We start from the raw sequence: 21,598 nt of genomic DNA, 5'->3' as shown, positions 1-21,598 counted from the left end.
CTTACCGCGACTCGCTCAAGATCAATTGGTCCAGCTTGAGCTCGGAACCGGCCGGCATGTCGTTGCTGGTCTGGATGAGCACATACATCGTCTTCTCCGGGTCGATGTACTTGGCGAAGTTCTTCAGCTTGATGTCCAAATTCTGGGGAGACCCAGGCGTCACGCTCGACTTCAGCGCCACCCAGTTGCCATACGGGTAAGACCCGCTGCTCCAATCGTAGAGGTACACGGTCTCGGTTCCGCTGGGGTTGCCCGTGTAGCTCCGGCGAAGGTGCAGCACCGCGCTCAGGTTCATCTGGACCCGGCGAATCGTGCCCTGCATCGAGATCACACCGTCACCTCTGCGTGTGCAAGTGAGATTCACGCCTTCAGGCAGAAGGGTCTGGAAGTAACCGCCGATGACGCTTGCCCCCGGCGAGGATGCTTCGACGAGCGGATAGGCACGCCGCGGGCTTCCCGGCATGGGGGTGTCCACCAGCACATTGCCGTCCACCTCGATCTTGATGTTCCCATACACCGGCGGCGCATAGCCGAAGTCGAAGTAGTCGCGGTGCCGATTCACCACGTTGCGTTCGATCCCTCCCACCCAAACGCGGATGTTGCGCGGGGACTGCAGGCCCCGGCCATAGACCCGCGAACTGGCGATGATGTCGTCGGGCCAGATCAGGTCCTGTGTCTCCTGGCCCAAGCAGGTGACATAGCGTACGCGCGGGTCCTTGGGCGGTGCAGGGGTGCCCAGAATCGCGAGCACGGCCGCCTCGGCGTTGACCAGACCATAGTTGGCGTACTCTCCGTAGGGCGCCTGATTCACGGGAGTTGCGGTGTCCTCGATCGCGTTTCGAACCTCTTGGACGGTGACGCCGGTTCTCGAACCAAACAGGAGTGCCGCCAGGCCCGCGACGTGGGGACAGGCCCCGCTGGTCCCGCCGAAACCGGAGGTGTAGCTCCCCGAACTGGTCGTCGTGCGAAGCGATGTTCCCGGCGCCGCCACGTCCACCCACGTTCCAAAATCCGAAAATCCTGCCTTGTCGAAGCTGGTGTTGATGGCCGCTACGCTCAGGGTGTTCTCATAGGCGCCGGGGTAATAGGGGATGACGCTCGACGAGTTGCCGGCTGCCGCAACAGGAAGCACGCCGTTGTTCCAGCAGTAGTCGATAGCGTCCCGTTCGGATTGGCTGACCCTATCCGAAAAGTAGCTCATCGAGAGCACCCTTGCTCCCATATCCGCCGCGTACATGTAGGCGGGCACGGTCATGGAGTCGTAGAAGTAGCCCGAATCGATGCATGCCTTCAAGCACATGATTTTCGCTCGGGGCGCGACACCGGTTCCGCCGATGGCGTTATCCTGGATCGACGCCACCAGGCCCGCGCACGCCGTACCGTGGCCGTAGACGTCGTCGGGGTTGTTGTCGAGGTACGCAAAGTCGTAGCCGACCGTGTCGTCGATGTAGCCGTTACCGTCGTCATCGAGCCCGTTGGCGGGCGTTTCGCCGGGGTTCTGCCAGATGTTGGCGGCGAGGTCAGGATGGGTGGTCAAGATGCCGGTGTCGATCACCGCCACGGTAACGTCGGAACTGCCGAAGGAGTGATCCCACGCTTTGTCGGCCCTGATGGCCCTCATGTGCCACATGTCGGGCCACAGAGGATCGTTGGGTTCGTATGCGGGCTGAGCGGCCCTGTCGAGTTCGACCGCCTTAACTCCGGGCACCTTTTGGAGGCTTCTCTTGACCGCAAGGAGCGTTCCCGGCTTGGTTTCAAGGATCGACCAGCCGATTTCAGGAAAGGTCTTTAGGACCTTCGCGCCGACGCCCTCGATCGAGCGCATTTCGGCCCGGCCCAGCTTCGCCATCAGGCGTGTGGGGTGGCAGAGTGTGCCCTCAAGGTTCACGGGCTGGGCATCAAAGAACGGGGCGGCAACGAACAGCAGCGACACCATAGCGAACACCAACAACCGGAGCGATGCTCCGCAATGCTCTCATGATAGCGCAGGTTTCAGCATTCTGCGCATAGGGAGCCGAAAGCAGGCGGCCAAGGCCGGTAGGATTGCGGGCCGCAAGCCTGCAAAATGAACAGGCGCTCCTCGCTCACGCCGAGGAGCGCCTGTTGTTCCTTCCAGCCTACTTGCCGCCGCTAGACGGAGGAGGCGTTGCGGGCTTTTCGCGCGGGAGCATCGTCGGCGCGCAGGCCACGATGTACGAGGCTGCCGCCGAGTTGGTGGCCGACTGGACAAGATATTCGGGGATCGCCATCTCGTAGCGGTCGTGCTGCGTGTGGTGGACGTAGTTGTAGTCCGAGCGTCCCGTTTCGAACCAGAAGAACCCTGGTACGCCGATCCCGTTGAAGGGCGCGTGGTCGCTGCCGCCGCCGCGCGGGATCCTCTCCACGACCCGTATCGTCATCGGCAGTTCGGGGAACGCCTCCATCGCAGGTTTGAAAGCCTCGCGCAGCATCGGCTCCATGTCAGCGGTGCAGCTCACACCGCCCTGGTAGTTGGTTCCGCCGTCGTCGACGAACACCGCAGAGCAGTTCTTGAGAATCTCGTCCTTGTGGGCTTCGACATAGGCGCGCGAGCCGAACAGGCCCTGCTCCTCGCCAGTCCACATGATGAATCGGATCGAGCGCTTGGGCTTCGCGCCCACCTTGTGGAGGATTCGCGCTGCTTCCAGAGCCACCGAGCACCCGGTTCCGTTGTCGAGCGCTCCCTGCGCGTTCGGGCCGTCCCAGGAGTCCAGGTGCCCGCTCACGATCACAAACTCATCAGGCTTCTCCGTGCCCTTCAACTCCGCCACGACGTTGTACACGGGTATCGGACCTCTCAAGAACCGCTGGTCCACATTGAACTCAAGCTGCGGGTTCCGTCCTTGCTCGATTTGGTACTTGATGGTGTCCATGTCGCTCTTGCGGATCGTCACCCGAACGTCTTTGGATAGCGTCTCCCATTTCAGGCCCTGATAGCGGCCGCTCGTAAGCACCAGCTCGTTTCGCGAGCCCGTGACCCGTCCGGCGATTCCCGCAGCGGCGATGGCGTCGGCGATCTTCTTCTGCTCGTCGGTCGGCGCCGCCGCCGGCGCTGCGCCCGGACGGCCGCCGCCGCCAGCCGAGTCGGACAGCAGCCAGGCGCCCTTGAGCTTGTCTTGCACATTCTTGAGTTCGGCGAGAGTCTTGGGCTCCATGACGGCGTATCCGCGCACCGGACCGTTGGTGCCCTGCGTCCAAGAGGGCGACGTGTACTCGAAGCGATAGTTGTAGGGCGCGACCATCATCCCATAGCCGTTCTTGCCCCGCTGGAACCCGACCGGTACTTCGCCCCATTTCTCGATCCGCACGTCGCAACCGTACATGCGGAAGCGGAAGGCGGTCCACTCGACGGCTCGCTGAAGGCTGAATGACCCGGTCAATCGGGGACCAATGTCCTGGGTCAGGTACTTCAGGTGGTTCATCACCTGGCTGCGGTTCTTGCCCTCGTCGACGATTCGACTGACCGTGCCCGGGTCGGCCTGCGCCATTGCGCCGGCAACAGAAATGGCCGACAGCGACAGAGTTAGGATTGCTCGGTTTTGCATGGTAAGGCATTGTATACGGCATCGCTGCCCAAAATCCTCCTAACCGTGAGGAAACAGCATCTCATTGATTCGGAACTGTAGAATGGCCTTCATGAACGGATTGCTGGTCTTCGCCTCCCTGTTCGGGCTATCTTCGTGCAGCCTGGATTCGCCGACTTCGGGGCCGATGGCAGCGGAGGCCGCCCGGCCACGGCTTGTTGTGGTCATCAGCATCGACCAATTCCGAGAGGACTATGTGACCCGGTTTGAGAAGGACTACTTGCCCGCCAAGAAGGGGTCCTCGGTCGGCGGGTTCAACTTCCTGGTCTCGCAGGGCGCCCACTTCGCTGACGCGCACTATGACCACGTCCCCACGGTGACCGGCGTGGGCCACGGCGTGATCACAACGGGCAGCATCCCTGCGCTGAACGGCATCGCCGACAACGTGTGGTTCGACCGCTCGACTCGCAAGGCGGTGTACTGCGTGGAGGACGCTTCGGTGAAAACGGTCGGCGGCACGGCGAACCCGATGAGCCCAAAGAACCAGCGGGTGACGACGGTCGGCGACGAGCTGAAGATGGCGACAGCGGGTAAAGCCAAAGTGGTGGGCATCGCCCTCAAGGACCGCGCGTCGATCCTCCTCTCCGGGCACGCGGCCGACACGGTGATCTGGTTCGATAGCGGCGCCGGGGGCTGGGTGACCAGCACCTTCTACGCGCCCTCTGGCAAGCTGCCGGAATGGGTGGAGAAGATGAACGGCGAGAAGATCCCCGAAAGCTCCTTCGCCAGAACGTGGGGGCCTCTGCTCCCCGACTCTGCTTATCAGCTCACGCGGCCGGCGCCGTTCGTCAAGGGCGGTCCCACGAGCCCGGTGTTCAGCCACCCGATCGCGGGTTCGACCCGGTCGGCAAGCATGGGGAACTTCACTCGGAGCAGTTTTGCGCAGGAGTACGTTTTTGAGACGGTGAAGCGCGCGCTTGACGAGGAGAGCTTGGGCCGGGACGATGTGCCCGATATGCTCTGCATCAACCTCTCGACGAACGACTATGTGGGCCACGCCTACGGGCCCAACAGCCCGGAGGTCATGGACATTTCGGTCCGAACAGACCGCCTGCTCAGCGACCTTTTCAACACCCTCGACAAGAAGGTGAAGGGCGGCTTGAAGAGCACGACCATCGTGGTGACTGCCGACCACGGCGTCGCCCCGATCCCCGAGGAAGCGAAGGACACTTACAGGGTGGGGCATGCGATCCGAGGTGCAACCGCAAAGCTGCGAGACGCTATCGAGGCTGCGCTCACGAGCAAGTACGGTGAAGGCAAGTGGGTGCTCTATTGCGAGCCACCTCAGCTTTATCTGGACCGTGAACTGCTCGCCTCCAAGGGCATCGACCTTGCTGAAGCGCAGCGAGTTGCTGCGAACGCGGCGAGAGGTTTTGAGGGCATTGTCGAGGCGTTCACCGGTGAGGATATCTTGAGGGGAGCGCTTCCGGCTTGGTCCTGGACCCAGCAGGTGGCCAACGGCTACAACCGGTTGCTCAGCGGCGACGTGATGCTGTTCGAGACTCCAGGTACGCTCTTCGCGGGCGGCTCGGGCACCAGCCACGGCTCGCCGTGGGCCTATGACGCCCACGTTCCGATCCTGGCATTCGGAATCGGGTCGCGGGCAGGGCTCCGTCGCGAGCGGGTGTCGGTGAGTGACATCGCCCCGACCCTCAGCATGATCCTAGGCATCGAGCATCCCAGCGGAAGCGTGGGGAGGATTCTGCCGTAGGGCGAGAGGCGAGAGGCGAGAGGCGAGAGGCGAGAGGCGAAGGCGAGAGGCGAGAGGCGAGAGGCATTGGGGAACTGCGGTGTTCCAAGGGCGAAGGGGCCATTTGGACCGCCGCGCTCCTCGTTGGTGAGGCCGGTGAGCTTAGCGAATCGAAGATCCTGCGCCTCACGGGACCGGGTGAGGGGGGGCGTACTCAACGGCTCGAAGAACTCGGCACCGCGGGCCCTTCCATTCCTGCCATCGGTGAGAGCGTCCCTGACGCCATTAGCCCATAGATCGCCAGGCCCAACACCACCCGGTACGCGACGAACCAATAGGTCCCATGCCGCTGCAGCATCTTGATGAGGAACGCGATCGCCAGATAGCCCGAAAGGAAGGAAACCCCATTGGCCACCAGCATCGGAACCAGTTCGCTGCCCAGAAGCTCGTGCCGGTGCTTGACGATGCTGAAAATGCCGGCAGCGAAAACGCTCGGGACGCTCAAGAGAAAGCTCAAGCGCGCCGCCGAAGGGCGGTCCATCCCCAGAAACAGCGCGCCTGCAATCGAGCTCCCGCTTCGGCTCATGCCAGGCACCAGCGCGAGACTTTGCCAAAGCCCCACCCATAGACCGTCCTTCGGCGTCATCGAGGACTCGCCCCGCTTCCGGCTGCCCAAGAACTCGGCGGCCAAAAGCACCAATCCCATCAAAATGAGCGACCCGGCGACGATGTTCAGCGAGCGCCACTCGTTCTCTATCTGGTCCTTGAAGAGCACGCCCAGCACCACGATGGGGATCGTGCCGACAAAGATCGCCCAGCCCATTCGCGCTTCTTGGGTGTTGTACCCACGCCCCGTCAGACTCGAAACCCATCCGCGAACGGCATGAAGGAGCTCGGTCCGAAAGTAGATCAGGACCGCGAGCAGCGTGCCCAACTGAATCGCGGCCGTGAACGCCGGTCCCGGATCGTTCCAGCCCGCTAGCGCCGGCACGATGCGGATGTGAGCCGTGCTGCTGACGGGCAGGAACTCGGTCAGGCCTTGCAGCAGCCCCAAGACGATGGCTTGGATTAGGTCCAGGGGGGCGCCTCCGGCGTTTCCACTCCTAGGGCCCGTCCGATGACGTGCCGAATCCTCGCGGAGGCCCTGCCGTCGCCGTAGGGGCTGCTGACCTGCGACATCGCCCTGTGGGCGGCAGGATCGGAAAGAAGGCGGGTCCCTTCGGTGACGATGGCGGTGTAGTCGGTCCCCACCAGCTTCGCAGCCCCCGCCTCCACACCTTCGGGGCGCTCGGTGGTCTCGCGCAGCACGAGCACGGGAACGCCAAACGCCGGCGCCTCCTCCTGGACGCCTCCCGAATCGGTAAGGATGAGGGTGCTGCGCTGCATGAGCTTGACGAACCGCTCATACTCCGGCGGCTCAATGAGCATGGTGCGCGGGTGGCCTTCGAGCACGCCCCTTAGGGTCTCGCGCACCTGGGGGTTACGATGCATCGCGACCACGAGCAGCGTGTCCTCGTGGCGGTCGGCGAGTTCGCGAGCGGCGAGCGCGATCTGCCGCTGCGGCTCCCCCCAGTTATCCCGACGGTGGGTGGTGAGAAGGACCACGCGCTCAGGGCGGTCCGCGAACCAACCTTCAGGGTGGCGCTCCGCCATCTGGAGCACGGCGTCGATGCCGGTGTTGCCCGTGACCAGGATGCGGTCCTCGGGCACGCCCTCCCGGCGAAGGTTCTCCGCTGCCCAGGCGGTGGGAGGGAAGTGGTGGGTGGCGATCATGCCGGTCGCGCGGCGGTTGAACTCCTCCGGAAAGGGGTTGTCGATGCGGGGCGTCCGCAGGCCGGCCTCGACATGCCCAAACGGGATCCGCCGGTAAAACGCCGCCAGGCTGGCGCAGAAGGTGCTGGTGGTGTCGCCCTGAGCGACCACATAATCCGGGGCGATGTCGGCGAAAAGGCGGTCGAGCCCACCGAGCGCCTTTGTTGTGATCTCGGCCAAAGATTGCCCGTGCTGCATGATCGCCAGTTCGTGGTCGGCGGCGAGTCCAAACGCGCTCAGCGCCTGGTCCAACATCTCGCGGTGCTGGCCCGTGGAGACCAACACGGTCTCGAAGTCTGAGTCGAACCTCTGGAGCTCGAGCACAACGGGCGCGCTCTTGATGGCGTCCGGGCGCGTGCCCACCACGCAAGCGATCTTGGGCTTAGCCATACAGCCTCACGACCACGACGAGCGCCACGCTGAGCACGATGGCGATGGAATAGAGCACCCAAACCGCCTGCCGTTGCGAGAGCCCCCGATCCAAGAGCTGATGGTGGATGTGGCGCTTGTCGGCCTGGGTGATGGGCACCTTCGCGAGCTTTCGACGGATGACCACCTGAATCGCGTCGAAGAGGGGGATGCCGAAGACCAGCACCGGCACGACGATCGCCACCGCCGCCGCCGTTTTCATCGCGCCCACGATGCTCAGCGCCGCCAAGATGAACCCCAGGAACTGCGCGCCGCCCGTGCCCATGATGATCCTCGACGGGTTGTAGTTGTGCTTGAGAAAGCCGAGAGAGGCCCCCGAAACGGCCGCCGAGATCAGAGCGACCCGAGGCTGGCCTTCGTAGGTCGCGATTAGCGAGAAAGCAGCGCCCGCGATGGCGGCGATTCCTGCCGCCAACCCATCGATCCCGTCGATGGTGTCCATGGTCTTAGAAACCACGAAGATGTAGATTGCCGTGAGCGGGAACGCCCAGATGCCGAACTCAACCCAAGACCCCGCTTCGGAGAACAGGGGCCACTTCATGCCGGCGATCTGCACGATCGCTCCTTTGTCTGGGTGAAAGAGCTGCACTGCCAGCCCGGCGAGCAAAAGGACCCCCAGTTGGATCTTTGCGCTGAACTGGTGCAGGTCGTCTAGCGCCCCGACGACCACCAAAATCGCTCCAATTCCCAAGACGCCAACCAGATACAGCGGCACAGGGTCGTGCGGATTTGAGAACGGAAGGATGATGAGGAGAGACAGCAGAACGCCGCCAAAGATCGCGATGCCGCCCCAACGGGGAAGCGGTACTTTATGAACCCTGCGGTCGTCCCGTTTGGGGTCATCCACCGCGCCGAAATGGACGGCCATGCGCCGAACTGCAGGGGTTAGGAACAGGGTGATGATGAGGGCAATGAGCCCGGCGAGGAGCGGAAAGCGATAACCGCTCAGCAGCTTGCCTTCGGAAAGCGCCGCGAGAACCGCGTCCATCAGGCGACTCCAAGCTCCAGGCGTTCCAGTGAGCCGTCGCTGAACACGAAGACGTCGAGCTTGCCATCCCTAAAGAGCTCTTTGGAGAATTCGTCGGGGTAGTGGCCCTGATAGATCACCCGCCTGATGCCCGCGTTGATGACCATCTTGGCGCACATGTTGCAGGGTTGGTCGGTCACGTAGATCGTGGCGCCTTCGCAGGCGATGCCGATCATAGCGGCTTGAAGGATGGCGTTTTGCTCGGCGTGGAGCGAACGGATGCAGTGCCCGGCGCGCATGCAGCCGTCGGGCCAATCGTGCTCCGGCCCGCCTGCTGGGCAGTGTGGGAGCCCCCGTGGAGCGCCGTTGTAGCCCGTCGCGAGGATGCGTTTGTCACGGACGATAACCGCGCCGACCTGGCGTCGCGGGCATGTGGCGCGAGTCTTCACCAGGTGCGCGATCTGCATGAAATACGCGTCCCAGGAGGGGCGGTCTGCGGCAAGCGCGGGTCCTGGGGCAGCGGCCTGAGCGGCCAATGAGGTTTCTGGGGCAGGTCCTGGCGATTCCATGCGCTTGCGGTAAGGCTGATTATGCTCGATTGAGGATGGCTGCGGCATCGGCCTGGCCTCGCGGGGGCCCGTTCTTCAGAATGAAAGTGGGAGCAATGCTGAAGAAGAGGGGGTCGAAATGGACCTGAAGGATGCTCTGCCGAAGTTGGCTGCCGGCCTGCGAACCGAGCGTTCGCGGACCAGGATGCGGACCGAACGGGTCCACGTTCCGTCCCGGGCATGGGGCGCGACTTCAGATGGGGAGCGGCCGAAGGACGGCGCTTCCTGCCGGCGGCTAGTTCCCGCCCTCGTCGCTTGTTCCCTGGTTCAAACTGCTGGGCGCATCGCCGGCGATTCCGCGAGCGCGGTCCTTCATCACGTTGCCGACCCCGCTCCCGCCGCCTTGAACGCTGTCGGTGCCGGTGACCGGGCTCATAGCGCCCGCCGCCGGCGAGATCACTTGCACGCTCTCTTGGCCGCCCGGTTGGGCGGCCGAAGCGGTCTTTGGCTTTTCCGGATTGGGGTTGTTGGGCGTCGGCTTCGGCGTGTCGTCGCCACCGCCGCAGCCGGCGAGGGCCAGCGCCGCGCCCACGACGCCGATCAGGGTCCAATGCTTGAGTAGTCTGCCGATGCGCATTTCAGTCTCCCGTTGCGCTCGGCCTTGTGGCCGAGTGGGACAGAGTTTATCCGCAATGGAAGATTTGAGGGATGGAGGGACTGGAGATTGGAGGGACTGAAGGGACCTAGGGACCAAGAGACGAAGGGACAGTGGAAAGGAGTTCGGGCGTCCTTGCCTGGCTCTTTGCTGACTGGAGCGAGTCTGGCTGTCGGGTTACCGTGAGTGTGAGTGTCGCGAAGCCAAGTCGTTTGGTCCTTTAGGACAGGCAGACTGAGATTCTGCCCCACGGCTTGCCTCGTCCCCTCGTCCCTTTGTCCCTTTGTCCCTATTGCGCCTTCTTCCCAAACACCGGCTTCAACCGCTGAAGGCCCTTGGCCTCGATCGCGGTCCGCTGAACCGTCGGGTCCAGCTTGCTCGGAGCCGACCCCAAGAAGTAGAACCGCTTCCTGTCACCGTCGAGCTTGAGAATGCTCCACTGCCGCAACTGCCGGAACTCTTTCTCGGTCTTCGGGTGCTCGCGCATATACGCCGGCAGGACCTCGTCGACGGGCCGCCCGTCCATCGTTTCATAGGAAAGGGAAAGCTGGCTGTAGTCGGCCGAATACTTGCCTTCGAGCTTCCATCCGGATTCGTCGTTGCCACAACTGAAGGTGCCGTCCTTCTCGAACTGCCACCAGCGCTTGGGATCGGGTTTGGTGCTTTCCTTGGTTTGAAAGACCTTTGGCTGGCCCTCGAAGTCAAGGTTCGTGATGCCGCAAAGGCACCATCGCCCAACCGCGAACTCGGCGACCTTTTTTGAAAGCTCGTCTCCCTCGAACCTCGGGGCCGAGTTTCCCATGGGTTCCCAGGCGGCCGGCTCCTCAGAGGCGGTAGTGCCGCAACCGGCTGAGAACAGCGCGGCCATAGCGTAGACGACGAGGATGAGGAGAGCCCTAATGACGGTCATGATTGGCTTCATAGCTTGGGGTTGCGGTCTTAAGAAGGTTAACGCTGGTGTGATGTCGGACGTGCCCGGGTCACTTCTTGAAAAAGAGTTGGATGGCGACAAGCACCAGGAAGCAGGCAAAGACTTTGCGGATGGTCTGCTCCGGCAAGGCAAGCGCGATCTTGGAGCCGAAGAACCCGCCGCAAAATAGGCAAACGGCGATGGCGGCGGCCGCCGCGAAGTCCACGGACCCTTTCTTGTAGTAGTTGAAGGCCGCGAGTGCGCCGACCGGCACCAGAAAGACGGCCAAAGAGGTGCCTTGCGCCCGGTGCTGGTCGAAGCCGAGGGCGAGCACAAGCGCGGGCACGATCAGCACGCCTCCACCGATGCCGAACATCCCCGAAAGGATGCCCGCGACGAAGCCGATCAGCGAGTAGGCCAGGTAAGTCACTCCCCATTGTGACCTACGGACCCCTTCTCGGTCAGAATGAAGCTATGGTCAAGATCGGGGTTCTCGGCGCCGGCGGAATGGGTGGCGTGCACGCCAACCAGTATCGGAAAATGCGGGACGTCGAGCTTCACTTTTTCGATCCTGATCCTGACCGGGTGACGAGCTATCAGGAGAGGTTTGGAGCCATTCACGTAGCCGGCGCGGAGGCCTTGATCGAGCGTGTCGACATCGTCGACGTCTGCCTCCCGACCGACCTTCACCTCGAATACGGCCTTAAGGCCATCGCCGCGGGAAGGGCGGTGTTCATGGAGAAGCCGATGGCGCACTCTCTGGAGGAAGCGAGCCAACTGATCGAGGCGGCGGATAAGGCCGGAGTGCCCCTGATGCCCGGCCAAGTGGTGCGGTTCTTTCCGGAGTTCCGAAGGGCCTCCGAGACCGTCCGGTCCGGCAAAATCGGCAAGCCTGCCGCCGCCAGAACCAGGCGGGGAGGGGGCGCACCGTTCGGACAGGGCGGCTGGTTCATGGATCACTCCCGGTCAGGCGGAGTGCTCTTCGACCTGGCGATCCACGACTTCGACTGGCTCCGATGGACGCTGGGCGAGGTGACGCAGGTGTACGCCCGCTCGCTCGGCGCGGCGACGGGTACAGGCCCAGACTATGCTTTGGCGACCCTGACTTTCGATTCCGGCGCTCTTGCCCATGTGGAGGCGACATGGATGGACCCTTCCGGCTTTCGGGTGACCTTCGAGGTCTGCGGGAGCGAGGGCATGATCGAATACGACAGCAGGAACACGGCGACCTTGAGAACGCACGTGGCCTCGGGAACCGGCGCGGGGCAGGACCCAGGGGGCGCGACGGCCAAGCCAAAAGGCGGCAACGAGGCGCCCCTGAGCCCAACCGACGACCCGTATTACCAGGAGCTTCGGGCGTTTGTGGACGGAGTGACGCAAAGCAAACCGCTGCCTGTCAGCCCCCAAGACGGCTGGATGGCGATGAGCCTCGCGCTCTCGGCCCTGGAAAGCGCCAAGACGGGCAAACCCGTCAATCCGCCGAAGTGCTAGGCGCGGACTCAACCGGGTTGGATCCAGGCACTACCCAACGAAGGGTGCCAGGCCGTCTCGCTTGGGTTACACCGCCACCCAAACCGTGGTCTCACCCCAAAAACCCGATGCCGACGTAGCCCCGCCTCACAGGCCCTAATCGCCTTCCGTATCAAGTGTTGCTCGCCGTGAGTCAGACAACTTGCAGGCGAAGTTGACGTTCGCGCCAGATTCCATTACTCTATCTGAAGGTAATAGCATGATCGACGCCATCATCGACATTCATCACGCCAAGCAGGTGGACCCAAACTCCGGCTTTCACGACATCCGCGCCTCAGGAGTGCTCGCCGTCATCCTCAAAGCCGGCCAGGGCAAATCCATGGCCGATCCCAAGTTCGCGGAAAGGTCGGCCCGGGCCAAGAGCGCCGGTCTCCTTGTAGGGGCCTACTACTTTGGTACCAACTCCTCACCTGGAAAGAACCAGGCGGACCGCCTGCTCACCCTAGCCGGAAGTACGGCAAGGCTCGCCTTGGACTGGGAAGGCTACGAGTCGGCCACGATGTCTCGCGCGGAAGCCGAGGCGTTCGTCCAGCGAATCCACGAAGTGACCGGCCAGTGGCCCATGCTGTATTCGGGTCTCTCATTCCTGGCCGCTCAGATGAAGGGCCTGGCAGCAGACGACACCCCGCTCTCCAACTGCCCACTGTGGCTGGCGCGCTATGGGCCGATGCCAAAAAGCCCCAAACCCTTCACGCACTGGACGCTCTGGCAGTACACCTCCTCTGGAGCCTGCCCGGGAATCACCGGCGCGGTGGATCGCTCGAAGTTCAAAGGCGACGCGGCGGCGCTGCAAGCGTGGTGGACCTCGGGTCAATAGAGACTCTTTCGTCAAGATCGGGCGTACCTTGCGCTAAAATGGTCTCAGGCCCACAAAGCCGAACTGGAGAACGATGACATGCTGCTGAATGCGATTGTTGCCCTAACCCTATCCCCAATGGCCGTCGCCGACGGCCCTGTGTGCCCCATTGCTGGCGAGCCCGTGACCGTCGAAAGCCCGGCATTCGACTACAAAGGCGTGCGCTACCGGACGTGCTGCGCCAACTGCATGGGGACCTTTTCAAAGACCCCGGACGTCTGCATTAAGGCCGACAAGAACAAGGGCAAGGTCATCGGCACGAGCCTCTTCGACCCCGTCTCCGGCGCGATGATCAACACCTCCAAGGCCAAGGGCGGCTTCTCCGATTTCAACGGCGTGCGGTTCTATTTCTCGAACCCAAGCAACAAGGCCACCTTCGATGGCGACCCCAAGAGGTTCGGCACGATCCCCGAGAAGGAAGCGATGTTCTGCCCGGTCCTCAAAGTGGAGCTGAAGAATTACTACGGGACCAACGGGTTTGTAGATTTTGAGGGCGTGCGCTATTACGCGTGCTGCGCCAGTTGCTTCGGGCAGATGAAGGCAGGGATGGCCAAGTTCGCGCCGAACGCCGCCGACAAGGTAGGTCCCGCCAAGGGCTTTGCGGTTCCCGCCGCCATCGCCAAGATCACCGGCGGTTAACCGTCCGTAGCCCCTCCCTTGGTTTTGCGAAGCGAAACTGAGGGAGGGGTTGGGGGAGAGGTCGGTGAACGAAGTGAACCGGGTGAGGGGTATGCCGCCGCCTTCGGGTACGTTCCTGAGCAATGGGTTCTCCCGTTCCCTCGCTTCGATCTTTGCCACGGACGTTCTTGCCGGGCGCGCCGTCCGACGCGCCCTTCGAGCTGCCTCAGCCCGCGCTCGACAAGCTGAGAAAGGTGCTTCGGCTCCAGTCGGGCGATCCCTTTGCCGTACTGCCTGATGACGGCTCGCTGATCGTGTGTCGTCTGGAGGGCAGGGAAGCAATCCCGGAGCGAGTAGAGAGACCAGACACGGAGCCGAGGATCCACGTCACTCTTGCCCAGGCGCTGCCCAAGGGCGACAGGTTGGAGACGGTCGTCCGCATGGGCACCGAGATTGGCGTGTCCAGGTTCGTGATGTTTCCCGCCGATCGCAGCGTGGTCCGATGGGAGCCTAGCAAGCTCTCGGCCAAACTGAAGCGCCTCGAGGCCATCATTCGCGAATCGGCGGAGCAGTGCTACCGCACCCGCCTCCCAAAGATCGAAGCCCTCCCCGACCTCAAGGCGGTTCTCTCCCAAGTCCCCGACGCGATCGTGCTCAGCGAATTGGAAGGGCTCTCAGCGACGCTAACCGACCGAGTCCAATCCAAAATCCAGAATCCGGAATCCGAAGTCGGACCGCAATCTGCAATCCGCAATCCGCAATCCGAAATCACCCTCGTCGTCGGCCCTGAGGGCGGCTGGTCCCCCAAGGAGCTGGCGGTGATTGGGGATCGCGGCGTCACTCTGGGCCCGCTGGTCTTGCGCACCGATACGGCCGGCCCGGCGGCGGCCGCGGCCCTTCTACTCTTGTAAGGTCCGGCCGCCGAACTTGAACCGGGACCATCCTTGGATGCGGCTATCAGTTGTTCGTGCCTGCTTCGACGAGGGATGGAGGATGGTCCACATGAATCGCGCACTTTCTTTCGCGCTCCTGTCTGCGGCTTGGGCCAAACGGTGACGGCAAAGGACGGTTCGTGCTCCATCGGGCAGCTCACGCCAGGCAGGTACAACGTCAACGCGTTTCTCACCGGCGATCTGGAGCAGGCCTGGACATCCGTAGCGTTCGATCGAACCGAGGCCAAGACCGGCGAAACAAAGTCCGGCCTGGATATCAAGCTCATCAAAGGGGGGCTCATCATCGGCACCGTCAAGTTCAGCGACGGAAAGCCCATCGAAGGCGCCTATGTCGGTGTCTACGGTCCCGCGAGGCCGAGATCCGGTGCCTGGGTGCAGACGGCCATTGCGGACGCTGAAGGCCATTACATTCTTCGCGTTCCGCCGGGCCAAAATCACGTTTACGTCGCCGGCGTGCCGAATATGAATCGCCTAATCCAGGACATGCGAAACGTGACGGTCGAGGAAGGAAAGGAAATTCGCGTGGACCTCTCGATTTCACGATAGGTCAAGCTTCGCGCGGGCCAACGGCCGCGGGAGGCCCGTAGGTGGGAGGGCCGGATTCGCCGTTGCGCCGGCAAGCGAGCCCGACGCCCTCGTCTCGAAGGAAGTTCTCTCTGAGTCTCATAACGCGCCCCGCAAGATGCTTTTGCGTTGGGTGTAACGGCCGGAGGGGTTACGGAGTACGGCTAGGTATACGGGCATCCCTATCCGTCGTATTTTTCGTCGCCCCCTCATTTGATTGACCTGGCGACGGACCTAATGGACGGCTGGCTCTGAACCTGCCGGCACTGCCGCTCACTTGAGATTCCAGCGGCAACCGCCTGACTACATTGATGCGGCACCGACCGTTTCCTGTCCGTGATCTCACGCCGGGAGGCACAGAAATGAGACAACCAAGAACCAGTTCGCTCGTGAAGCGCGTGGCGGTGGTGAGCACGTTCTCGCCCAGGCAATGCGGCATCGCCACTTTTGCTTCGGATTTGAACGACGCCCTGTGCCGTGAACTGGGAAGCGAAGCGGTGGTTGTGGCGGCCATCAACGATCGGGAAGATAGCTACGACTACTCTTCGGCGGTCCGCATCGAGATCGATGAAGCGGACACGGCGTCGTTCAGGCGGGCTGCGGAGTACCTGAATCTCGCGCGGGTTGATGTCGTCAACCTTCAGCATGAGTACGGCATTTTTGGAGGCAACGCCGGCAGCCATGTGCTGACGCTGCTGCGCGAGCTTAGGGCGCCCGTGGTGACCACGCTGCACACGATCCTCAGGACGCCGTCTGAGCATCAACGGCGCGTCTTTGGCGAGGTCCTTGAGCGCTCCACCCTCCTCATCGTCATGAACGAGTATTCAAAGAACCTCCTGGTTTCCGTTCATGGCACGAAGCCCGAGAAGATCGTCGTTATCCCGCACGGCATCCCCGATACCAAGTTCCGTAATCCTGAGGACCTGAAAGAGGAGATTGGACTGTCCGGGAAGAGGACGTTGATGACGTTTGGCTTGCTCTCTCCCGACAAGGGAATAGAGGATGTCATCCGAGCCCTGCCCGCAATTGCAGAAGAGTTTGCGAACACCGTCTATACCGTAGTCGGCGTGACGCACCCGCACATCCGCGAGAACGAAGGCGAAGCCTATCGGCTGAGCCTGCGCCAGCTCGCAGATCGATTGGGCGTCTCAGCCAATTTGGTCTTTCACGACAGGTTCCTCAGCATCGAAGAGTTAACGGAGTTTCTGGGCGCAACCGACGTTTACATCACTCCTTATGTCAATTCGGAGCAGATTTCATCCGGAACGCTCGCGATGGCCTTTGGCATGGGCTCCGCCGTCGTTTCTACGGCGTATCCCTGCGCCACAGAACTCTTGGCGAATGGGCGGGGCGTCCTTGTGCCGCAGCGCACGCCGTCCGCGATCGCCGAAGCCGTTGGAGGCCTCCTAAGGGACGGCGACGCTCGCAAGAAGATGCGCCAGGAGGCCTATCGCGCCGGCAGAAAGATGGTCTGGTCCGAGGTGGCCCGCGAGACGATTCGCGTCTTCAAGCTTGCGGCAGTGGAGAGGGAGTCCGTGCACGGACGAGCTTTCGAACTCAAATCGCTCAAGGACCGTCCGATCGAGCTGCCGGCGTTCAAACTGTCTCACCTGCGCCGGATGACCGATGACACTGGATTGCTCCAACACGCCGTATTCGACGTGCCGAACTATGACGAAGGGTATTGCGTGGACGACAACGCGAGGGCCCTCATGCTCGTTACGTTGGTGGACTATCTGGGTTTAGGCGAAGGACTGCATGTTAAGGAACTTGCTGCCAAGTACATGGCCTTCCTTTGGCACTCCTTCAATCCGCTGGTCGGGCGATTCCGGAACTTCATGAGCTATGAGCGCCGATGGCTCGAGAAGATCGGTTCAGAAGATTCGCACGGGCGCGCTCTTTGGGCGCTTGGTTTCACCAGCAACCGCTCGAAATCCGCCAGACGGTCAATCGTTGCGCGACGGCTATTTCAGGATGGCCTTCCGGCAGCCGAGGCGTTCACCAGCCCAAGGGCATGGGCTTTTGCTCTCAACGGCTTTGATGAGTACCTGCAAAGCCAGGGTTCGGACGAGTCCGTGGAGGTCCTCCGCGAGGAACTCGTGGATCGGCTCATCAGAAGCTATCACCTCAACTCAGAGCCTGACTGGCGATGGTATGAGAGCATCGTCGCCTATAGCAACGCGATCATCCCGTATGCCCTGATTGTCTCAGGCCGCAGCATGGGCCGGGAAGACGCTGTGGCGATCGGCATTGAGTCGCTCGAATGGCTCACTGCCATCCAGACCTCGGAATCGGGCAGCTTCTCGCCGATTGGAAGCCACGGGCACTACCGCAAAGGCTGTGAGTGCGCGCGCTTCGACCAGCAACCCATTGAAGCGTTCTGCACGATCAAGGCGTGCCTGGCCGCGCATCGGGTGACGAACGAGCCGAAATGGATAGCGAGCACTCAGTCGACCTTTGACTGGTTCCTCGGACTCAACGACTTGGGACAGCCCCTTTACGATCTTGGCTCAGGCGGGTGTCGAGACGGCCTGCATCCGGATGGCGTGAATGAGAACATGGGAGCAGAATCGACGCTCGCCTTTCTGCTGTCCTTAGGTGAGATGTACCTTGCAGAGTCCACTCCGTTCTCGGCCCCCGTGCCCTTGCCCGACAAGGCCGTCGTGCGATGAGCAGTCACTACGCCAATCTCTTCAGCCGGTATCCGCACAACCCACTCCTGACTGCGGATCACTGGCCGTATCCGGTGAACTCGGTCTTCAATGCGGGTGCGACCGTGCTCAAGGACGGCACGACGCTTCTCCTCTGCCGGGTCGAAGATCGGTCCGGTATCTCTCACTTGACGGCGGCCAGGTCTGAAAACGGCATCGACGGATGGGTGGTCGACCCCCGTCCGACCTTTGAACCTTCACCAAAGGAACACCCTGAAGAGGTTTGGGGCGTCGAAGACCCAAGAATCGTCTATCTGAAGGAGTTGGACCAGTACGCGATCACGTACACGTCCTATTCCCATGCCGGCCCCGGAGTCTCGCTGGCGACGACCAAGGACTTCGTGCACTTTGAGCGCATGGGGGTCATCGGGCAGCCGGAGGATAAAGACGCCGCGCTCCTGCCGCGCAAGATCGACGGAACCTGGATGCTGATCCACCGCCCGGTCACGACGCTTGGCTCGCACATCTGGAGCTCACGTTCGCCGGACCTACAGTATTGGGGACACCACCGGTGCATTCTTGCGGCGCGCAAGGGCGCCTGGTGGGACGCCAACAAGATCGGCCTCTCGCCACCTCTGATCGAGACCCCAGAAGGCTGGCTGATGCTGTATCACGGCGTGCGCCAGACCCCGGCCGGTTGCCTCTATCGCCTCGGGCTCGCTCTGTTCGAGCTCGAGAATCCAGAAGTCACCACCCTGCGCGGGGACTCCTGGGTGTTTGGGCCGGAAGAAGACTATGAGCGAAGGGGCGACGTGGCGAACGTCGTCTTCCCATGCGGCTACACGGTCCTGCCCGATGGCGACACGCTCCACCTGTACTACGGCGCGGCGGACACCAGCGTGTGCCTCGCCACCGCCTCGATCAGCGCCCTCCTGCAATGGCTGAAGGACAACGGCAAGTTGTACTTCGGAAACATCTAGCCGGGACGAAAGGATCCGAGCCTGGGCAATCCGGGCTTCCCCTCATCCCATCGTCCCATCGCCTAGCGTCCCCTCAGCAACCACGGACGGACACGGACGGACACGGACGGACACGGACAGGAGCCATCATCTCATCATCCCATCATCCCATCACCCCTCATTCACCCTCATTCATCCTCAATCACCCACTCATCCCAATAGGCCCGGTATCCTCTCCCTCATGCGACCCGATGGCCGAGCGCCCGATCAACTCCGACCCGTCACCCTCACCCGAGGCTTTGCCAAGTTTGCCGAGGGCTCGTGCCTCATCAAGGCGGGCGATACCCACGTGCTCGTCACCGCGACCGTCGAGGACCGCGTGCCGCCGTTCCTCAAAAACTCCGGCAAGGGGTGGGTCACCGCCGAGTACTCCATGCTCCCACGCTCGGGCAGACAGCGCAACCAGCGCGACAACCAGAAGCCCAACGCCCGCTCGCTGGAGATCCAGCGGCTGATCGGGCGCGCCATGCGCTGCGTCGTGGACACCGACGCCATGGGCGAGCGCACGATCACGCTCGATTGCGACGCCATCCAGGCCGACGGCGGCACCCGCTGCGCCAGCATCACCGCCGCCTACGTGGCGACCTACGACGCCATGCAGTGGATGGTCCAGCAGCGCATGCTCAAGCGCACCCTGCTGAAGGAGGCCATCGCGGCCGTGAGCGTGGGCATCTACCGGGGCAACGAGATCCTCGACCTGAATTACGACGAGGACAGCACCGCCGCGACCGATATGAACGTGGTGATGACCGAATCGGGCAAGTTCGTCGAGATCCAGGGCACGGCGGAGCAGGAGCCGTTCAGCGCGGAAACCCTCGGCAAACTCCTCCGAATAGCGAAGAAAGGGATCGATGAGTTGGTGCTGGAGCAGAAGCGGGTGTTGGGGGTCTAGGGTCCGGGGTTCAGGGTTTGGGGTTTGGGATCAGCCTGTTGAGTGGATGATGCTCCAGCCCGCTTTGGGCACTTCTGAATCCAGTTCGCGGGTGAAGTCGAGCTTGATCCACAATGGTCCTACGCCACGTCTCTTGGGCCGGCAGCTGATGAATGGAAAGGACCTTCTTTCCGGGAGAGCCCAGTTACCGGTCGCTTCGAGTGCTGAGCAAAGGCGAGGAAAGAGAGTCGAAGGGTCCTCGTGGACGACCCATTTCATCCAATACTGAGTTCCGCCGACTGGGCTCAATTCACTGGTTCGGACCCATGCCGTCGGCAAGGCGGGAAGCTCCTTCAGCGGAAGGCCCTTCCAACTCTTTGGAAGGGAGTCCGCATTCATCGCCTTCGCTGGCCACTTGGCGGGCATAGAGCCCACGAGCCGAGGAGATTCGATGACCAGGACTGTGGTGTATTCAGACTTGCTTAGGATATGCCAGCCCTTGTTTGGACCGGCCGAAACTTGTATCTCGCGGCCTGAGCGTGCCCTAGCCTCTACCCGACGATCCGCAAGACTCCTTCCGAACACGATTGTTCCTCGGTTCATGATTCGTTCATCGGAAAGCTGATCGAATTGAAAAGGTGGGGCCATCTCCTTCGCAAGCGAATGAGCCACGACCGAAAGTGGGTGGTGAATGACCCATACAGACTCTATGGCCCAGTACCCGCGAACCGCGCGGCGCCCCACGAAAGCGCGCAAGCCGACGGCTCTTAAGTCCTTCAGAGCAAGGACGGGCGGCCGGTAGTCGGAAAGATAGGTCATGGGATCGCGAGGAGGTCCCGAAAGGGACTGGCCGACTACGGCAACGAACACCAGGGAAATCATGACGAACCCTCGATGAGTTTGACGCGACTTGCCGCACGGAGTTCAACCCTCAACCATAATGACACTCGGTCCAGAGCATGAGAATAGTCATCGCCACGCACAACCGCAAGAAGGCCGGGGAGATGGTGGCCATCCTCTCCCGGCGGTTTCCCAAGCTTGAGATCAAGACCCTCGCTGACTATCCCGGTGCGCCGGAGCCCGAGGAAACCGGCGAGACGTATGCCGAGAACGCGGCGATCAAGGCGCTTTCAGCAGCGGCGTTCACCGGGGAGCTCTGCATCGCGGACGACGCGGGCCTGGAGATCGACGCCCTCGATGGCGCGCCGGGGCACATGTCGAAGCGCTTCGGCGGGGAAGACCTTCTGTTCCCCGAGAAGATGGCGCGCATCCTTAAGTTGATGAAGGATGTGCCGGAGGAGAAGCGGACGGCGCGGTTCCGGTGCTGTGTGGCGGTGGCGGGGCGATTGACGATTGACGATTGTCGATTGACGAATTTGGGACCGGAAGGGACCGGGGGACAAGGGGACGAAGGGACGGAGGGACAGGTCGCAGGTCGCAGGTCGCAGGTCGCTCCGCTCGCAGACCTCCATCCCCAACCCCTTCCTCCTCTCGCTTCGCTCCAGGAGGAAGGGGCTAGTCACCCACTCACCGACTCACCCTCTCCCCCTCTCATCTTCGAATCCACCTGCGACGGCCGCATCGCCTATGCCCCCTCGGGCTCGGGTGGCTTCGGCTACGACCCGATCTTCTACCTCCCAGATCGCGGCTGCTGCATGGCCGACCTCTCTGCGGACCAGAAACATTCGATCAGCCACAGGGGAAAGGTGCTCGCGTTGTTTGGTGACTGGCTGGAAGAGAAGATGAGTCGGAGAGTGGGTGAGAGGGTGAGAGGGTGAGTGTGTGAGTCGGTGAGCGGGTGAAGGATTTGATGCCAGGTTTGGACCGAGAGTGTCTCACCTCCTCATGGCCTCTTCTCTTTGTCCCTGCGTTCCCTCACCAATTGGTGGAGCGGCTTTTGCGAATGCAGACTGAGAGTCTGCC

19 protein-coding genes are annotated in these 21,598 nt (G+C 62.3%); 10 read left to right on the top strand and 9 right to left on the bottom strand.

The window, feature by feature from the left end; genetic code table 11:
* Nucleotide 1: 1 nt before the first annotated feature.
* Nucleotides 2-1,936 carry a S8 family serine peptidase gene (locus tag HZC36_14480; protein ID MBI5708185.1) on the bottom strand — a complete coding sequence of 645 codons (1,935 nt, stop codon included), beginning with the start codon at nucleotides 1,934-1,936 and terminating at the stop codon, nucleotides 2-4.
* Between the two features lie 181 nt (nucleotides 1,937-2,117).
* Nucleotides 2,118-3,563 (bottom strand): M20/M25/M40 family metallo-hydrolase, encoded by a 1,446-nt coding sequence (locus tag HZC36_14475; GenBank protein MBI5708184.1) that lies wholly within the window; start codon nucleotides 3,561-3,563, stop codon nucleotides 2,118-2,120.
* Between the two features lie 91 nt (nucleotides 3,564-3,654).
* Here HZC36_14475 and HZC36_14470 point away from each other — a divergent pair, with 91 nt between their 5' ends.
* Nucleotides 3,655-5,313, top strand: a complete 1,659-nt coding sequence (locus HZC36_14470; GenBank protein ID MBI5708183.1) for an alkaline phosphatase family protein — start codon at nucleotides 3,655-3,657, stop codon at nucleotides 5,311-5,313.
* Between the two features lie 193 nt (nucleotides 5,314-5,506).
* Here HZC36_14470 and uppP read toward each other — a convergent pair whose 3' ends face one another.
* The 7 genes from uppP to HZC36_14435 form a co-directional block, all read right to left on the bottom strand.
* Nucleotides 5,507-6,370, bottom strand: coding sequence for an undecaprenyl-diphosphatase UppP (gene uppP / locus HZC36_14465; protein MBI5708182.1), 864 nt, complete (start codon nucleotides 6,368-6,370; stop codon nucleotides 5,507-5,509).
* Nucleotides 6,361-7,494: a UDP-N-acetylglucosamine 2-epimerase (non-hydrolyzing) gene (gene wecB, locus HZC36_14460; protein ID MBI5708181.1), complete on the bottom strand. Its 1,134-nt coding sequence runs from the start codon at nucleotides 7,492-7,494 to the stop codon at nucleotides 6,361-6,363. Before wecB ends, uppP begins: the two co-directional genes overlap by 10 nt.
* Entirely contained in the window at nucleotides 7,487-8,521 is a 1,035-nt protein-coding gene (locus tag HZC36_14455) for an undecaprenyl/decaprenyl-phosphate alpha-N-acetylglucosaminyl 1-phosphate transferase (protein ID MBI5708180.1), read from the bottom strand. Before HZC36_14455 ends, wecB begins: the two co-directional genes overlap by 8 nt.
* A complete protein-coding gene (locus tag HZC36_14450) occupies nucleotides 8,521-9,069 on the bottom strand; it encodes a dCMP deaminase family protein (GenBank protein ID MBI5708179.1) in 549 nt (182 codons plus the stop codon). The genes HZC36_14455 and HZC36_14450 overlap by 1 nt, the downstream gene beginning before the upstream one ends.
* Nucleotides 9,070-9,343: 274 nt before the next feature.
* Entirely contained in the window at nucleotides 9,344-9,685 is a 342-nt protein-coding gene (locus HZC36_14445; protein MBI5708178.1) for a hypothetical protein, read from the bottom strand.
* Nucleotides 9,686-9,992: 307 nt separating this feature from the next.
* The gene (locus tag HZC36_14440) at nucleotides 9,993-10,613 is read right to left on the bottom strand and encodes a hypothetical protein (GenBank protein MBI5708177.1); all 621 of its coding nucleotides are present in this window, start codon (nucleotides 10,611-10,613) and stop codon (nucleotides 9,993-9,995) included.
* A 70-nt stretch (nucleotides 10,614-10,683) separates the two neighbouring features.
* A complete protein-coding gene (locus HZC36_14435) occupies nucleotides 10,684-11,043 on the bottom strand; it encodes a sulfite exporter TauE/SafE family protein (protein MBI5708176.1) in 360 nt (119 codons plus the stop codon).
* Between the two features lie 44 nt (nucleotides 11,044-11,087).
* Between HZC36_14435 and HZC36_14430 the strand changes: the two genes are divergently transcribed.
* From HZC36_14430 to HZC36_14390, 9 genes are all read left to right on the top strand, one after another.
* The gene (locus HZC36_14430; GenBank protein ID MBI5708175.1) at nucleotides 11,088-12,104 is read left to right on the top strand and encodes a Gfo/Idh/MocA family oxidoreductase; all 1,017 of its coding nucleotides are present in this window, start codon (nucleotides 11,088-11,090) and stop codon (nucleotides 12,102-12,104) included.
* 238 nt (nucleotides 12,105-12,342) lie between these two features.
* Nucleotides 12,343-12,960, top strand: a complete 618-nt coding sequence (locus HZC36_14425) for a glycoside hydrolase family 25 protein (GenBank protein ID MBI5708174.1) — start codon at nucleotides 12,343-12,345, stop codon at nucleotides 12,958-12,960.
* Nucleotides 12,961-13,038: 78 nt separating this feature from the next.
* Nucleotides 13,039-13,638, top strand: a complete 600-nt coding sequence (locus HZC36_14420) for a hypothetical protein (protein ID MBI5708173.1) — start codon at nucleotides 13,039-13,041, stop codon at nucleotides 13,636-13,638.
* Between the two features lie 152 nt (nucleotides 13,639-13,790).
* A complete protein-coding gene (locus HZC36_14415) occupies nucleotides 13,791-14,528 on the top strand; it encodes a 16S rRNA (uracil(1498)-N(3))-methyltransferase (protein MBI5708172.1) in 738 nt (245 codons plus the stop codon).
* Between the two features lie 75 nt (nucleotides 14,529-14,603).
* On the top strand, nucleotides 14,604-15,116 hold the full coding sequence (locus tag HZC36_14410) for a carboxypeptidase regulatory-like domain-containing protein (protein ID MBI5708171.1): 513 nt from the start codon (nucleotides 14,604-14,606) through the stop codon (nucleotides 15,114-15,116).
* Between the two features lie 380 nt (nucleotides 15,117-15,496).
* Nucleotides 15,497-17,806 carry a glycosyltransferase family 4 protein gene (locus HZC36_14405; GenBank protein ID MBI5708170.1) on the top strand — a complete coding sequence of 770 codons (2,310 nt, stop codon included), beginning with the start codon at nucleotides 15,497-15,499 and terminating at the stop codon, nucleotides 17,804-17,806.
* Complete coding sequence (locus tag HZC36_14400) at nucleotides 17,803-18,765, top strand: glycosidase (GenBank protein MBI5708169.1); 963 nt, start codon at nucleotides 17,803-17,805, stop codon at nucleotides 18,763-18,765. Before HZC36_14405 ends, HZC36_14400 begins: the two co-directional genes overlap by 4 nt.
* A gap of 220 nt (nucleotides 18,766-18,985) precedes the next feature.
* Nucleotides 18,986-19,696 (top strand): ribonuclease PH, encoded by a 711-nt coding sequence (rph, locus tag HZC36_14395; protein MBI5708168.1) that lies wholly within the window; start codon nucleotides 18,986-18,988, stop codon nucleotides 19,694-19,696.
* A gap of 938 nt (nucleotides 19,697-20,634) precedes the next feature.
* Entirely contained in the window at nucleotides 20,635-21,453 is an 819-nt protein-coding gene (locus tag HZC36_14390) for a hypothetical protein (GenBank protein MBI5708167.1), read from the top strand.
* Nucleotides 21,454-21,598: the final 145 nt, after the last annotated feature.

It is taken from the genome of Armatimonadota bacterium (assembly GCA_016223145.1).
Lineage (GTDB): Bacteria > Armatimonadota > Fimbriimonadia > Fimbriimonadales > Fimbriimonadaceae > Nitrosymbiomonas.
This window is presented reverse-complemented; position numbering and strand designations above follow the sequence as displayed.